The sequence below is a fragment of the Actinomadura sp. WMMA1423 genome (assembly GCF_006547145.1).
GTDB lineage: Bacteria > Actinomycetota > Actinomycetes > Streptosporangiales > Streptosporangiaceae > Spirillospora.
In genome coordinates this window covers 325,514-339,101 of sequence record NZ_CP041244.1, presented here as the reverse complement: position 1 = coordinate 339,101, position 13,588 = coordinate 325,514, and the positions used below count along the sequence as shown (strand labels likewise).

At 74.6% G+C, this 13,588-nt stretch carries 15 protein-coding genes; 8 read left to right on the top strand and 7 right to left on the bottom strand.

Going from position 1 to position 13,588, the window contains the following annotated elements; translation table 11 throughout:
• Nucleotides 1-28 precede the first annotated feature (28 nt).
• Nucleotides 29-982 (top strand): ADP-ribosylglycohydrolase family protein, encoded by a 954-nt coding sequence (locus FKD65_RS01670; RefSeq protein ID WP_141575573.1) that lies wholly within the window; start codon nt 29-31, stop codon nt 980-982.
• Here FKD65_RS01670 and FKD65_RS01665 read toward each other — a convergent pair.
• Nucleotides 979-2,118, bottom strand: coding sequence for an alkene reductase (locus FKD65_RS01665; protein WP_141575571.1), 1,140 nt, complete (start codon nt 2,116-2,118; stop codon nt 979-981). The genes FKD65_RS01670 and FKD65_RS01665 overlap by 4 nt on opposite strands.
• Nucleotides 2,119-2,189: 71 nt before the next feature.
• Here FKD65_RS01665 and FKD65_RS01660 point away from each other — a divergent pair, with 71 nt between their 5' ends.
• Together FKD65_RS01660 and FKD65_RS01655 are read left to right on the top strand one after the other, a co-directional pair.
• A complete protein-coding gene (locus FKD65_RS01660; RefSeq protein WP_141575569.1) occupies nt 2,190-3,050 on the top strand; it encodes a sigma-70 family RNA polymerase sigma factor in 861 nt (286 codons plus the stop codon).
• A 112-nt stretch (nt 3,051-3,162) separates the two neighbouring features.
• Entirely contained in the window at nt 3,163-4,002 is an 840-nt protein-coding gene (locus FKD65_RS01655) for a CPBP family intramembrane glutamic endopeptidase (protein WP_141575567.1), read from the top strand.
• Here FKD65_RS01655 and FKD65_RS01650 read toward each other — a convergent pair.
• Entirely contained in the window at nt 3,944-5,029 is a 1,086-nt protein-coding gene (locus FKD65_RS01650) for a helix-turn-helix domain-containing protein (RefSeq protein ID WP_141575565.1), read from the bottom strand. The two genes, FKD65_RS01655 and FKD65_RS01650, sit on opposite strands and share 59 nt — an antisense overlap.
• Before the next feature lie 102 nt (nt 5,030-5,131).
• Between FKD65_RS01650 and FKD65_RS01645 the strand changes: the two genes are divergently transcribed.
• Complete coding sequence (locus tag FKD65_RS01645) at nt 5,132-6,376, top strand: MFS transporter (RefSeq protein ID WP_141575562.1); 1,245 nt, start codon at nt 5,132-5,134, stop codon at nt 6,374-6,376.
• 38 nt (nt 6,377-6,414) lie between these two features.
• On the opposite strand, the gene FKD65_RS01640 is transcribed toward FKD65_RS01645, so the two are convergent.
• A complete protein-coding gene (locus FKD65_RS01640; protein ID WP_141575561.1) occupies nt 6,415-6,822 on the bottom strand; it encodes a nuclear transport factor 2 family protein in 408 nt (135 codons plus the stop codon).
• A 98-nt stretch (nt 6,823-6,920) separates the two neighbouring features.
• On the opposite strand from FKD65_RS01640, the gene FKD65_RS01635 reads away from it, so the two are divergent.
• Entirely contained in the window at nt 6,921-7,478 is a 558-nt protein-coding gene (locus tag FKD65_RS01635) for a TetR/AcrR family transcriptional regulator (protein ID WP_141575558.1), read from the top strand.
• 73 nt (nt 7,479-7,551) lie between these two features.
• Here the strand turns inward: FKD65_RS01635 and FKD65_RS01630 are convergent, their stop codons facing one another.
• Both FKD65_RS01630 and FKD65_RS01625 read right to left on the bottom strand, forming a co-directional pair.
• The gene (locus tag FKD65_RS01630) at nt 7,552-8,784 is read right to left on the bottom strand and encodes a HAMP domain-containing sensor histidine kinase (protein WP_141575556.1); all 1,233 of its coding nucleotides are present in this window, start codon (nt 8,782-8,784) and stop codon (nt 7,552-7,554) included.
• Nucleotides 8,784-9,437: a response regulator transcription factor gene (locus tag FKD65_RS01625; protein WP_141575554.1), complete on the bottom strand. Its 654-nt coding sequence runs from the start codon at nt 9,435-9,437 to the stop codon at nt 8,784-8,786. Before FKD65_RS01625 ends, FKD65_RS01630 begins: the two co-directional genes overlap by 1 nt.
• A 267-nt stretch (nt 9,438-9,704) precedes the next feature.
• On the opposite strand from FKD65_RS01625, the gene FKD65_RS01620 reads away from it, so the two are divergent.
• Complete coding sequence (locus FKD65_RS01620) at nt 9,705-10,865, top strand: serine hydrolase (protein ID WP_205718508.1); 1,161 nt, start codon at nt 9,705-9,707, stop codon at nt 10,863-10,865.
• Nucleotides 10,866-10,899: 34 nt separating this feature from the next.
• Here FKD65_RS01620 and FKD65_RS01615 read toward each other — a convergent pair whose 3' ends face one another.
• Nucleotides 10,900-11,343 carry a nitroreductase family deazaflavin-dependent oxidoreductase gene (locus FKD65_RS01615; protein ID WP_141575549.1) on the bottom strand — a complete coding sequence of 148 codons (444 nt, stop codon included), beginning with the start codon at nt 11,341-11,343 and terminating at the stop codon, nt 10,900-10,902.
• A 226-nt stretch (nt 11,344-11,569) separates the two neighbouring features.
• On the opposite strand from FKD65_RS01615, the gene FKD65_RS01610 reads away from it, so the two are divergent.
• Nucleotides 11,570-12,052 carry a MarR family winged helix-turn-helix transcriptional regulator gene (locus tag FKD65_RS01610; RefSeq protein ID WP_141575547.1) on the top strand — a complete coding sequence of 161 codons (483 nt, stop codon included), beginning with the start codon at nt 11,570-11,572 and terminating at the stop codon, nt 12,050-12,052.
• Here FKD65_RS01610 and FKD65_RS01605 read toward each other — a convergent pair.
• Nucleotides 12,030-12,851 (bottom strand): SDR family NAD(P)-dependent oxidoreductase, encoded by an 822-nt coding sequence (locus FKD65_RS01605; RefSeq protein WP_141575545.1) that lies wholly within the window; start codon nt 12,849-12,851, stop codon nt 12,030-12,032. The two genes, FKD65_RS01610 and FKD65_RS01605, sit on opposite strands and share 23 nt — an antisense overlap.
• Nucleotides 12,852-12,970: 119 nt before the next feature.
• Here FKD65_RS01605 and FKD65_RS01600 point away from each other — a divergent pair, with 119 nt between their 5' ends.
• Nucleotides 12,971-13,564, top strand: a complete 594-nt coding sequence (locus FKD65_RS01600) for a TetR/AcrR family transcriptional regulator (RefSeq protein WP_240809932.1) — start codon at nt 12,971-12,973, stop codon at nt 13,562-13,564.
• Nucleotides 13,565-13,588: the final 24 nt, after the last annotated feature.

The window sequence follows — 13,588 nt, the reverse complement described above, 5'->3', positions numbered from 1 at the left end:
CCGCCCCCGGCAGTGGGACCATGGCCGCGTGACTGCGCGCGGCAGGCGATCACGCGTCGTCGGGACGGTGCTCGGCTCGGCGGTGGGGGACGCCCTCGGCGCGCCGTTCGAGTTCGGCCCGGCGGGCGCGTTCTCCACCAGGTACCCGCCCGGCCACGGCGACGAGATGCGCGCGGGCGGCGGCTGGGACCGGGGCGAGGCCACCGACGACACCCAGATGGCGGTGCTGGTGGCCCAGTCGCTGCTGGAGCGCGGCGGGCTCGACCCGCCCGACATGTTCGCCAGGTTCCAGCGGTGGGCCGCGGCGGACCCCAAGGACATCGGCCTGCAGACCGAGGCCGTGCTGACCGGCGGCCGGCCCTGGGACCTGGCCGCCGCCCACCACTTCCGCGGCACCGGCCGCGCCGCCGGGAACGGCGCCCTCATGCGCGCCTCCACCTCGGCGGTGTACTTCGCACCGGCCGGCAGGGCGGCCACCATGGAGGCCGCTCGGCGGATCACCGCCCTGACCCACGGCGACCCCGCGGCCTGGGAGGGCACCGCGATCCTCCACGACCTGGTCCGCGTCGCGCTCGACGGCGCCGACCCGATCGCCGCGCTCCCCGAGGTGCTGCCGCACGTCCGTTCCGACCACCGCGACAGGTACGCCGCGATCCTGTCCGACGGCTGGCACCCGGACGACGCCACCGAGTTCAACGGAGCCGTCTGGCCCTGCCTCGCCTCCGCCGCCTGGGCGGTCAGGACGACCCGCTCCTTCGAGGACGCGCTGCGCGCGGCCGTCGACCTCGGCGGCGACACCGACACCGTCGCCGCGGTGACCGGCACCCTCGCCGGGGCGCTCTACGGGCACGAGGCGATACCCGAACGCTGGACCCGGGCACTGCACGTCCCGCTTCCCGGATTCGGGCAGGTGCTCGGGCCCCCGGACCTCAGCGGACTCGCCCTGGCCCTCGCCGCGGCGGGAACACGGCGAGGAGCCTAGGGGCCCGGACAGATCGGGTAGTCGAGGTAGCCGCGGGCGCCGCCGCCGTAGTGGGTCTCCTCGTCGCTGCGCGCCGTGCTCTGGCCCAGTGCGAACCGGGCGACCAGATCGGGGTTGGCGATGAACGCCCGCCCGAAGGACACCGCGTCGGCGATCCCCGCCTCTACCACCGCGCCGCCCGAGTCCCGGCCGAACCCGTGATTGGCGATCAGGGGGCCGTCGAAGAGCTTGCGGTACCGGGCGAACTCGTCGAGGTCCGGTGCCGCGTCCGGCCCGGTCAGGGCGCGTCCGCGCAGGTGGAGATAGGCCAGAGGGCGCGTGCCGAGCTCCGCCGCCAGGGCGTCGTAGTCGGCGAGGGTCGCCTCGTCGGCCGTGTAGGGGTAGTCGCCGCGCGCGCCGGGCGCGGTGTCGTGGACGGTCCAGTACGGCGACAGCCGCACCCCGGTGCGCCGCCCGTCCCACGCCGCCGCCACCGCGTCCACCACCTCCAGCAGCAGCCGGGCGCGGTCGGTCCCGTAGCCGTCGGCGCGGCGGTTCAGGCGCGGATTGAGGAACTGCGCGAGCAGGTAGGTGCCGTTCGCCGCGACCTCCACCCCGTCGAACCCCGCCCGCCGCGCCCGCGCCGACGCCGCGCCGAAGTCGGCCACCGCCCGCTCGATCTCCGCGCGCGTCATCTCCCGGGGCGTGACCGTCGCCTTGGGGCCCTCCGCCGTCCAGCACACCTCGCCCGGGTCGACCGCGGACGGCCCGCCGGGCCGCGCCCCGCCCAGGTGGTCGGGATGGGAGTGGGCGCCGGTGTGCCACAGTTGCAGCACGATGCGGCCGCCGAGCGCGTGCACGACGTCGGTGACGCGCCGCCAGCCCTCGACCTGCCGCTCGGTGAAGATGCCGGGGACGCCCGGGAACCCGATCGCCCCCTCGCCGACCCACGCCGCCTCGGCGACGATGAGGCCCGCGGCGGCGCGCTGCCCGTAGTAGGCGGCGTGCAGGTCCGCCGGCACCAGGCCGGGCCCGCTCGCGCGGCCCCGCGTCAACGGCGCCATCACCACCCGGTTGGGCATCTCCAGGTCCCCCAGCGCCACCGGCCGCAGCAGCGGCCCCGCGCCCGTCTCGCTACCCTGGTCGTGACGGATCATCTGTTTCCCCCGGTCGTCGTCTTCTCTCGGATGCCACGGAGCAGACGGAACACGGCACGGAAAGGTGACCGATGGACGACCGACTCGCCGAACGCTTCGAGGCGCACCGCGCGGTACTGCGCGCGGTCGCCTACCGGATGCTGGGCACCGCCGGCGAGACCGACGACGCCGTCCAGGAGGCGTGGCTGCGGCTCGACCGCACCGACCCCGCCGGAATCGACGACCTGGAGGCGTGGCTGCGCACGGTCGTGGCGCGCATCTGCCTCGACATGCTCCGCACCCGCACCTCCCGGCGCGAGGAGCCCTACGGATGGCACTCGCCCGTCCAGGAGCACGACGGCGACCCCGAGAGCGAGGCCGTCCTCATCGAGTCGGTCGGCCGCGCGATGCTCGTCGTCCTGGACACCCTCGGCCCCGCCGAACGCGTCGCCTTCGTCCTGCACGACGTCTTCGCCGTCCCGTTCGACCAGATCGCCCCCATCGTCGAGCGCACCCCCGCCACCGCCAAGAAACTCGCGAGCCGCGCCCGCCGGCGCGTCCGCGGCACCACCACCGCGCCCCCGCGCGAACTCGCCGAGCAGCGCCGCGTCGTCGAGGCGTTCCTCGCCGCCGCCCGCAGCGGCGACCTCGACGCGCTGCTCGGCGTCCTGGCACCCGACGTCGTCCGCCGCGCCGACCGCGCCGCCCTCACCCCCGGCCGCCCCGCCGTCCTGCGCGGCGCCGACTCCGTCGCCCGCGAGATGCGGCTGTTCGGCCGGCGCGCCAGGTACGCGGGCCCCGCCCTCATCGACGGGACGATCGGCGCCGTGGTCGCCCCCCACGGCCGCCTCCTGCTCGCCCTGGCCGTCACCGTCGACGGCGGCCGCGTCACCGCCTACGAGATGATCGCCGACCCCGCCCGCCTCAAGGCCCTCGACCTCGCCGTCCCCTGACCGGCCTGGTGGCACTGCACCCCCGAACGCGAGCGCCTGCTCGCCACTGATTCCTCGCAGCGGGTCCGGCGGCCCTGTGCCGCTTCGGGCGCCTTTCAGGACAATCCAGGGCATGGCCGTTCGTACCGCCCCGGCGACCGCGGGGTCGCCGCTGGTGTTCCTGGTGCTCCTGTTCGCTCTCTCGCTGCCGTTCTGGGCGGCGGGAGCGCTGGTCGACAGCCGGGGCGCGCTGCCCATGGACATGCCGGTGAGCGCGTTCCAGTTCGTCCTCCCGCTCGTGGTGGCCCTGGTGCTGGTCTCGCGGGAGGAGGGCCGCCGCGGAGCCGGGGCCCTTGTGAACAGGACCCTCTCGCCTCGGGGGTCGGGGCGGAGGCTCTGGTGGCTGCCGGCCTGGCTGCTGATCCCCGCGATCGCGCTGCTGGTCTGCGGGCTGACGCCGCTCACGGGGGTGCCGCTCGACGGACCGCACTCGCCGCTCACGGACGTCCCGGTGCTGTTCGCCGTCTACCTCCTCACCGCGTTCGCCGAGGAGGCGGGATGGACCGGGTACCTGCTGCGGCCGCTGCGCGACCGATGGGGGCCGCTCGGGGCCGGGGCGCTGCTAGGCGTGGTCTGGGCGCTCTGGCACGTCGTCGGCTGGGCGCAGGGCGGCCGCTCCGCGCCGTGGATCGCGGGCCAGTTCCTCAGCACGGTCGCGCTGCGGATCCTCATCGTCCGGATCGTCGAGGGATCCGGCGGGATCATGCTCACGGCGGTGATCGTCCACGCCCTGGCGAACGTCACGGAGTCGGTGATCCCGGGGTTCACCGAGCACGCGGCCCCCGCGCTCCTCAACGGTGCGATCCAGGCGGTCGTGGCCACCGCCGTCCTGATCCGCCGCCCGCGCCGGCCGGTCAGCGCAGGACGGCCGCCAGCAGGTCGGCGCCCACCGACGAAAGATCATCCAGATTGAGGGTGTAGCGGACGTAGCGCCCCTGCCGCCGGGCCGAGAGCAGTCCCGCGCGGCGCAGGACGGCGAGGTGGCGGGACACCTCCGGAGGTGAGAGTTCCCAGAAGTGCGCCAGCTCGCTGGTGGTGTGCGGGCCGCGGGCCAGGGTGCGCAGCAGCCGCAGCCTCACCGGGTGCGCGAGCGCCTCCAGCCGGAGGGAGACCGTCTCCAGGGGGACCGGCTCCGACGGACCCGGCTCGGCGACCGGGTACTGCACCACCGGATGCCACCCGGGCGCGTGGACCGCCACCAGGTGGGGGCGCCCGAAGACGCTGGGGATGAAGGTGACCCCGGCGCCGTGGGCGGCGGTCGACTTGTCCTGCACCTTGTCCACGATGATGCGGTCGCCGTCCGGCGACAGGGTGACCGCGCCGGAGACCGAGGCGAGCGCCGCCCCGGCGCCGCGGCGCCTGAGCAGTTCGTTCTTCAGCCGCAGATCGGCGGCGAGCCGCCCCGCGACGCTCGCCCAGGCGCCGTCGAAGAAGGCCCCGGCGCAGAGTTCGAGGGTGCGGCGCACCCGCGCCCGCACCGCGGCCGGGTCCGCGAGCAGCCGTTCGGCGAAGGCCTCCTGCAGCGCGCCGCGGGCCTGGGCCACGTCCAGGGCCCGCTCGCGCGCCGCCGTGTCGGTGAGCGGCGACGCCCCGCGGAAACGGACCCGGTCGCTGCCGCACGTGGTGACGAGCGCGGCGGTCACGTACGTGTCGTCGTCGATACGGTCCACGTCGTCCAGTTCCTCGGCGAGGGTCTGCCGCGGCCGCGCGGGGATCAGGAAGTCGGCCTGGGAGGAGCGCCACAGGAACTCCGCCTCCCTGAGCCGCTCGGACAGCTCCGGACGCAGCCCGGCCCAGACGTCCGCCGCCCAGCCGGCGAACCGCGGATGGTGACCGGGCTCGGCCAGCACGTGCAGCATCGCGGTCAGCTCGGCCAGCGGGGAGGCGGCGAACCGCACCCGCTCGGACGGCAGACCGCTGGTGTCGATCCTCAACGTCACCTCCCCATCATCACCGCCCGGACCACACGGCGACGGCCTCGATTGACGATGCGCGTCAATCGACGTGCCCCGCCCCGGCGGCCGGCCGCACCGTCTGACGTCATGGCGATCACCACCCGAATCCAGCCCCGCGCCCTCGTCCGCGTCTCCGGAGGCCCCCGCTACGCCGTCGCCCTGGCCGTGGACGCGCTCGGCACGGGCCTCCTGCGCCCCTTTCTGCTGCTCTACGGCGTGACGGTCCTGAGGCTGTCCGCGCCGGCCACCGGCACCGCCATGACGGTCGGCATCGTCGCGGGCCTGGCGTGCATGCCCGCGGTGGGCCGATGGCTGGACCGCGGCGCACGCAGCACCGTCGTGGCGGCGTCGATGCTGGTGCGTGTGCTGGGCGTGGCGCTGCTGCTGGCCGCCCCGGCCGGGCACGTCCGGCTCTTCGCGGCGGCGGCGCTCTTCCTCGGCATCGGCAACCAGGCATGGCCCGCCGCCCACGCCGCGCTCGTGGCCACGGTCGCCCACGGCCGGGAACGCGACACCGCCCTCGCCGCGGCCCGCGCCCTGCGCAACGCCGCCCTGGGCGTCGGAGCACTCCTGGCCGCCGTGTGCCTGGCGGGAGGCGCCACCGCGCTGCGGGCGCTGGCGGTCGCCACCGCACTCGCGTATCTCGCCGCGGCCGCCCTGGCGTGGTCGGTGCACGCGCACGCGCGTCCGGCCGGGACCGCCCCGCCCGGGGACCGGGACGGCGAGCCCGCGCCCCGCATGCTCGCGCTGCTCGCCGCCAACGTGGTCTACGTCTTCTGCCTCAACGTCCCCGAGATCGCGATCCCGCTGGTCCTGGTGACGCGGTTCCACGCGTCACCGGTATGGCCGGCGGCCGTCTTCGTGGCCAACACGGCGCTCGTCGTCGCCCTCCAGGTGCCGGTCACCGTCCTGATGGCCCGCTTCTCCCGGCGGACCGTGCTGGCCCTGTCCGGCGTGGTGATCGCCGCGTCCTACCTCGGCTTCCTCGCGGCCGCCTCGCTGGGACACCGCTGGGGGCCGCCGGCCGTCGCCGCGGTGTCGGTGGTCTGCACCCTCGGCGAGATCATCTACGCCGGCAGCGCCACCGCGCTGGTCACCGCACTCGCCCCGGCCCGCGTCCTCGGACGCGCCCTCGCCCGGTTCCAGCTCTCCACCGGCTTCGGCCTCGCCGTCTCTCCGGCGGTCATCACCGCTCTCGCCGCCCGCGGCCCCGCCGCCCTCTGGGGCGGCCTCACCGCCGCGACGTTGCTCTCCGCCTCCGCCGTCGCCACCGGGAAGGACCGGCGACCACGGCTGAGGGGTCACCGCCGCCAGGCGCGACCAAGCTCGTGAACTCGCCGGATGGGGACGATCCCGGGACCCTCGGCGAGTCACAGGCGTCCGCCCAGGGGAGTGCGGTGCGCGCGAATTGTGCGGTGGCTGATACGCCAGCCGCCCGGGGTGCGGACGAGGACGTCCTCGTAGGTCACGCTGCCGACGGAGCCGTCGGCGCTGACGCCGAGCCCCTTGGACCGCGCGTGCACCCGGCCGCCCGCGGCCTCGGTGAGGACGACGTTGGTGACGTGGTGCCCGACCGGGTTCAGCTCGCCGAGCGCCCGTCCGGCGGCGACGCACGCGGCCAAGCCGACCAGGGGCTCCTGCCCGAGGTCGCCGACGTCGCAGACGACGTCGGGGGTGAACAGCTCGTCCAGGCGGTCCAGCTCCCCGCTGTCGCACAGGTGGCCGTGCATCGAGATCAGCTCGGTGATCTCGGTGCGGTCCTCGGCGGTGAACGCCATCGCTCCTCCTCAGGGGTGAGCACTAAGCGGGGAAGTCCCCGTTTAATGCTCCGCTAGGCTAACCGGGGAGGTCCCCGTTCGACAACCAGGGAGCCCGGATGACCGCCGCCTCCGGCCGGGGGCGCCGCGCCGACGCCGAGCGCAACGCCCGGCTGCTCGTCGCCGCCGCCAGGGAGCTGTTCGACGAGCGGGGCCCCGGCGCGCCCCTGGACGAGGTCGCCAAGCGCGCGGGCGTCGGCAACGCGACCCTCTACCGGCACTTCCCGACCCGCGACGACCTGCTCGCCGCCGTCTACGCCGACGAGGTCGCCGCCCTGTGCGGGCAGGGCGAGGCCCTCGCGGCCGAAGCCGAAGCGGGGGAGGCGCTCCACACCTGGCTGGAGTCCTTCGCCGTCCACGTCGCGACCGGGCGGGCCCCGGCCTTCGCCGGAGCGGGCGGCGACGACGCGCGGCGCACCGAGCAGTTCGAGCGCTGGCACGCCGCGCTGACCTCCACCGCGCGGGAACTGCTCACCGGGGCGCAGCGGGCGGGCGCCGTCCGCGACGACCTCACCGTGGCCGAGGTGCTGACGCTGGCCCACGCGATCGCCACCTCGTGCACCGACCCCGGCCAGGTCCGCCGCCTGCTCGCGATCGTCCGCCACGGCATGATCTGACACCGCCGCGGTCTCGCCGTGCACCGGCGGTCGGCTGTGGCGCGTCGCCCGCGGTCCGGCCTCCGGACCGGGCTCATCGCGGCTGGAGCGGGTCGCCGGACTCCTCGCCGGTGAGTGCGTCGGGCCGGAAGACGACGCGGATGTCGAGCCCGCCCTCCGGCCGGGGACGCACGCCGAGGTCCGCCCCGTGCGCGGTGGCGATCGCCGCGACGATGGACAGCCCGAGCCCCAGGCCTTCGCCGTCACCGGTCCGGGTACCGTCCAGCCGCCGGAAGGGCTGGAGGATCTCGTCGACCTGCCCAGGCGGAACGGCAGGCCCGGTATTGGCGACGCGCAGCGCCGGCCGCCCGGCGTGCGCGCCGGTCCAGACGCTCACCCGCCCGCCGGGCACGTTGTGGCGTACGGCGTTGTCCACGAGGTTGGTCAAGAGGCGCTCCACCAGATGCGGATCACCCGGCGCAACGGCGCGGTCCAGATCCGGCTCGATCCGTATCCCGCAGGCGGCGGCGGCCGCGTGCGCGGACTCGACGACGCCGGCGGCGATCACCGCCAGATCCGTGTCCTGAGCGCGGTCCAGCCCTCGCTGGCTCCGGGCCAGGGTGAGAAGCGCCTCGATCAGACGTTCCTGGTGCCGGTTGCCGGCCAGCACCTGCCGGCACGCGGCTCGCAGGTCGGCGGCCGACGCGTCCGGATCGGCCAGCGCGACCTCCAGCAGGCTCCGCTCGAACGTCAACGGCGTCCGGAGCTCGTGGGAGGCGTTGGCCACGAAGGCCCGCTGCGCCTCGAACGCGGCCTCCAGCCGGCCGAGGAGGCCGTCGAAGGTGTCGGCCAGGTTCTTGATCTCATCGTCGGGGCCGCGTACGTCGAGGCGCTGGTGCAGGTTGCGCGCCGAGATCTCCCGCGCCGTCGCCGTCATCGCCCGCAGCGGGCGAAGCGCGCGCCCCGCCGTCAGCCAGCCGAGCCAGACCGACACGAACGTCATCATCACCAACGCCAGGCCCGACGCCACCAGGAGCCGCCGCAGGTCCTCGGCCCGCTGGCGGCCCAACCGGTCGTCCAGGTCCAGGCTCGGGACGGAGACGCCCGGAACCGGCGGCCCGTCGACCGGCCCGGCCGGCCGAGGCGGCGGCGAAGGACGGACGGGGTTGAACGGCAACGAGTGAGCCGTCAGCACGTAGGTGACGGCCAGCAGCAGCACGCCGGTCCCCAGGAACAGCGCCCCGTACAGCAGGGTCAGCCGCAGCCGGATCGTCCATCGCCGGCGCCCCCGCACCCGGTTCGCGCGTGCCGGATCCCCGGTGCCCATCAGATCCGGTAGCCCGCCTGGGGCAGGGTCTCGATCACCGGCGGATCGCCGAGCCTGCGGCGGAGCCGGCTGATCGTCACCTTGACCGTGCCGGTGAACGGATCGGCGGCCTCGTCCCACGCCCGCTCCAGGAGTTCTTCGGCGGAGACGACCCTGCCCTGGGCGGCCAGCAGCAACTCCAGCACGGTGAACTCCTTCGGGCTCAGTTCGAGCCTCCGGCCGGCCCGCGTCGCCACCCGCCGCCCGGGGTCGAGCCTGAGGTCGCCGCGCACCAGCACCGGAGGCAGCGCCGGCTGCGATCGCCGGGCCAGCGCCCGGACCCGCGCGACCAGTTCGGCGAACGCGAACGGCTTGGGCAGGTAGTCGTCGGCGCCGGAGCTCAGGCCGTCCACCCGGTCCTCGATCGCGGCCGCGGCGGTCAGCATGAGCACCCGCGCCGGATAGCCTCCGGCCGTCAAGGACCGGCAGACCTCGTCACCGTGCAGGACGGGAAGGTCGCGGTCGAGGACGACGACCTCGTAGCGGTTGACCGCCGTCCGCTCCAGCGCGGCCGCGCCGTCCGACACGACGTCGACCGCCATCCCCTCGCGGCGGAGCCCGGCCGCCAGCGTCTCGGCGAGCCCATGGTGGTCCTCGACTACCAGCACGCGCATCGTCCATCCCCCTGCCGCCGGAACGGGCTCCAGCATCGCGCAGGAAGCGGTTACAGCGCGGTTACAGCGTTCGTTCCCGCCCGGTAACCGCCGTGGCGGTCGACTACCGGTCAAGCCCGAACACCGCATGACCGAGGAGGGCCTGTGCCACGCAACCCTGGAAGTCCAGACCGGTCCGAAGCCGACCGACCTCGTCCCCCTCACCGGGGCGCGAGGCCCCGCCCCAGAGACAGGCGGGTCACGACCGCCGTCGCCGGATCGGCCGCGGTGCTGGTCGCCGCGACCGTCACCGCCGCGGTCTGGGCCGCCGACCCTCCGGGACCGCTCGGAGCGCGCCACGGACGAACCGGACACGGGTACGGTCAGGCGCAGCTGCAGCGCGATGTGGACGCCGTACACGCGACCGGTGTCGTGGGAGTGCTCGCCGCGGTGGGCTCACCGGAGCGCCTGCTGGCCCGCGGCGGCGTCGCCGACCTCACGACGCGCAGGCCCGTGCCGCCGGATGCCCGCTTCCGGATCGGCAGCGCCACGAAGACGTTCACCGCCGGCGTGGTGCTGCAACTGGCCGGCGAGGGAAGGCTGTCGCTCGACGACACCGTGGACAGATGGCTGCCGGGCGTCGTCCACGGCCATGGCAACGACGGTCGCAAGGTCACCGTCAGGCAGCTCCTCCAGCACACCAGCGGCCTCTACAACTACCTGGCGAGGCCGGCCGTGAACCCGCGGCAATGGGAGAAGGAGCGACTGCGGACCTGGCGCCCCGAGCAGCTCATCGCACTGGCCATGCGCCACCGGCCCCTCTTCGCGGCCGGGAAGGGCTGGAGCTACTCGAACACCAACTACGTCCTCGCCGGGATGATCATCCATCGGGTCACCGGACACACCTGGCAGGAAGAGGTCCGGCGGCGCATCCTCGTCCCCCTGGGCCTCACCCGGACCAGCGCGCCGGGGACCGATCCGCACGTGCCCGAACCGCACGCCAGGGCCTACCAGCGGTTCGCGCCGGACGGTCCGCTCACCGACGTCACCGTCCAGAACCAGACCCTGGGCGACGCCGCCGGCGCCATGATCAGTACGACCGACGACCTGGGCCGCTTCTTCCGCGCGCTCGTGGGCGGCCGGCTGCTCGCCCCGGCGCAACTGGCCGAGATGCAAAGGACGGTCCCGGCCGAGGAGCTGCGGATGATGGGAAGCCCCGGAGCACGCTACGGCCTGGGCCTGGTGTACCGGCCGCTGTCCTGCGGCGGCGGTTACTGGAGCCACGGCGGAGACGACAGCGGCTACCGGACGCGGCCGGGCGTCACCGCCGACGGCCGCCGCAGCGTGGTGGTCTCGGCGACCTCCCGGTCACCCGGCGACCTGGAGGCCGAGCAGCGCACCGGCCGCGCGCTGGACACGCTGGTCGACCACGCCCTGTGCGCCGGGTGACCCCGGTCCGCCGCCGTCGAGGACGGCGGCGGGGTCAGGGCGCGGCACCCTCCAGGATCACCACCGGAATCTCGCGCTCGGAAGCGGCCTGATAGCGGTCGTAGAGGGGGAAGATCGCGGTCATCAGGGCCCACAGCGGCGGCTTCTCCAACGGAATTGCGGTGCGCGCCCGCGCGGTGAAGGTGCCGGCCCCGACCTGCACGGTCACGTGCGGATCCGCGGTGAGGTTGAGGTACCAGGCGGGGTGCCGGGCGGCTCCGGCGTTGGAGGCCACCAGCAGGTGGCGGTCCTGGTCCCGGCCGTAGATCAGCGCGGTGCGGCGCAGCCTGCCGGACCGGCGGCCCCGCGTGGTGAGCAGCAGCGTCGGCAGGCCCTGGTAGAGATGGCCCTGGACGCCGCCGGTTTCGAGGTAGGCGCGGATGTGGTCGGCCACCCAGGGGGTGGGGCTGTCGACGACCTCGTTCTCGGGTGCCGTCACCGCCTCCTCCCCGCCTCGGCGCGGTGGGGAGGAGACGCCGCGGCGAGTGCCCGCGCGCGTCGTGGACTCCCGCGGTCGGCGTTCCCGGTCCCGCTCACTCGCGCCATCGCGGCATCTCCTTCAGCTACTCGACAGTTCAGGAACTGAATCTTCATTGAGCCGGAGCGTAGCATTCACTTGAGGAACTGAATAGTTGAGCCGCTTAAACAGCCGCTATGCTGGCGGCATGAGCGCCGAAACCGACCCGGATGAGGCGGATGAGGTCGTGGCCGAACTGAGCGGCCTGGTCTTCGAGGTCACCGGGCGGCTGCGCGCCCAGTTCAACGCCGCCGCGGCGAGACTCGGGCTTCCCCCGGCGCAGGCGCTCGTCCTGAGCAACCTGTCCGGGCCCACCCCGATGCGCCGGCTGGCCGACTGGCTCTCATGCGAACCGTCGAACGTCACCGGGATCGTCGACGGCCTGGAACGCCGCGGCCTGGTGACCCGCCGCCCCGCACCGGACGACCGCCGCGTCAAGCACGTGGTCCTCACCGAAGAAGGCGAGCAGGCCCGCCTGCGGTTGCGCGCCAGCGCCCACGCGCTGGCGCGGACCTTCTTCGAACTGCCCGGCCCCGACCGGCGGCACCTCCGCGACCTGCTCGCGCGCGTCCTTGCCGGCCCGCCGGCGGGCGCGGACGCGGCCGGGGTCAGCCCGGAGCCCTGCGGCTGAGGTGCTCCCAGGCCCGGTACTCCTCGGTGCGCGCCCGGTCCATCTGCTGGACCATGTCGTAGGAGGCGGCCCCGACGATCAGCCGCAGCGGCGGCTCGTCCAGTCCGGCCAGTTCCAGGACCACCGGCGCCGCGGTGCTCGGGTCGGGCCCGGCGTCCTCGCCCCACATCTCGGCCAGCCGGGCGCGGACCGGCTCGTACTCCGGGCGGGGCGTGGTCTGGGTGGTGCCCCGGGTGAACAGGTCCGTGCCGTACCCGCCGGGCTGGACGATCGTCACCTTGATCCCGAAGGGCGCCACCTCCATCGCCAGGGCCTGGCTCAGCGAGTCGAGCGCGCTCTTGCTCGCGGCGTAGAAGCCCGCGGAGGCGACCCCGCCGCCGGTCCCCATCGTCGTGACCTGGAGGATGTGCCCTGACCCCTGCGCCCGCAGGTGCGGCACCACGGCCTGGACCACCCACACCGCGCCGAAGAAGTTCACGTCGAACTGGGCGCGGATCTGCTCCTCCGTCGCCTCCTCCACCATGCCGAGCAGCATCGTGCCGGCGTTGTTGACCACGACGTCGAGCCGCCCGAAGGCCTCCGCCGCCCGGTCCGCCACCGCATGCACCTCCGCGCGGTCGCGGACGTCCAGCGTCAGCCGGACCAGGCGGTCCGGGTGCGCGGCGGCCAGGTCGTCGAGCGGGCCCAAGTCGCGCGCGGCCGCCACCACGCGGTCTCCGGCGGCGAGCGCCGCCTCGGCGTAGGCCCGGCCCAAGCCCCTCGATGCACCGGTGATGAACCAAACGCGGGCGGTCGCCATGCGCTCTCCCCAATCTCAGTGAGACGAGACGGTTCGTCTCGTCTACTCGGAGTCTGGTGCCCCTCCCTTCCGCTGTCAAGACGAGACGTCTCGTCTCGATGCCTGGTAGGGTCCCGGCCGTGTCCGGAAACAGGAACCCGAACCCGGCGCGCCGCAGCGAGCGGTCCCGCAGGGCCGTCCTCGCCGCGGCGCGCGAGCTGGTCTCCGAACTCGGGTACCCCAAGGTGACGATCGAGGCCATCGCCGCGCGGGCGGGCGTCGGCAAGCAGACCATCTACCGCTGGTGGCCGTCCAAGGGCGCGGTGGTCTTCGACTCGTTCCTGGCGCTCAGCGACGGGGAGGAGGGCGTCCGCCTGCCCGACACCGGCGACGTCGAGGCCGACCTCAGGGCGGTCATGCGGGCGACCGTCGCCGAGTTCGCCGACCCGGCGTTCGAGGCGCCGCTCAGGGCGCTCAACACCCAGATCGCCGACGATCCCGACCTGGCCGCCCTGTACCGCGAGAAGCTGGCCGGGCCGCTCGACCGGGCCAAGAAGGAACGGCTGCGCAGCGCCCAGCGGGCGGGGCAGCTGAACGCCGACGCCGACCTCGACCTAGTGCTCGAGGTGCTGTACGCCCCCCTCTTCCAGCGCTGGCTGCACCGCACCGGGCCGCTCACCCCCGAGTACGCCGACGCGCTCGTGGACGTCGTCCTCCGCGCCTTCGCCCCCTGACCGGCACCCGAGGCGGCGCCGGGT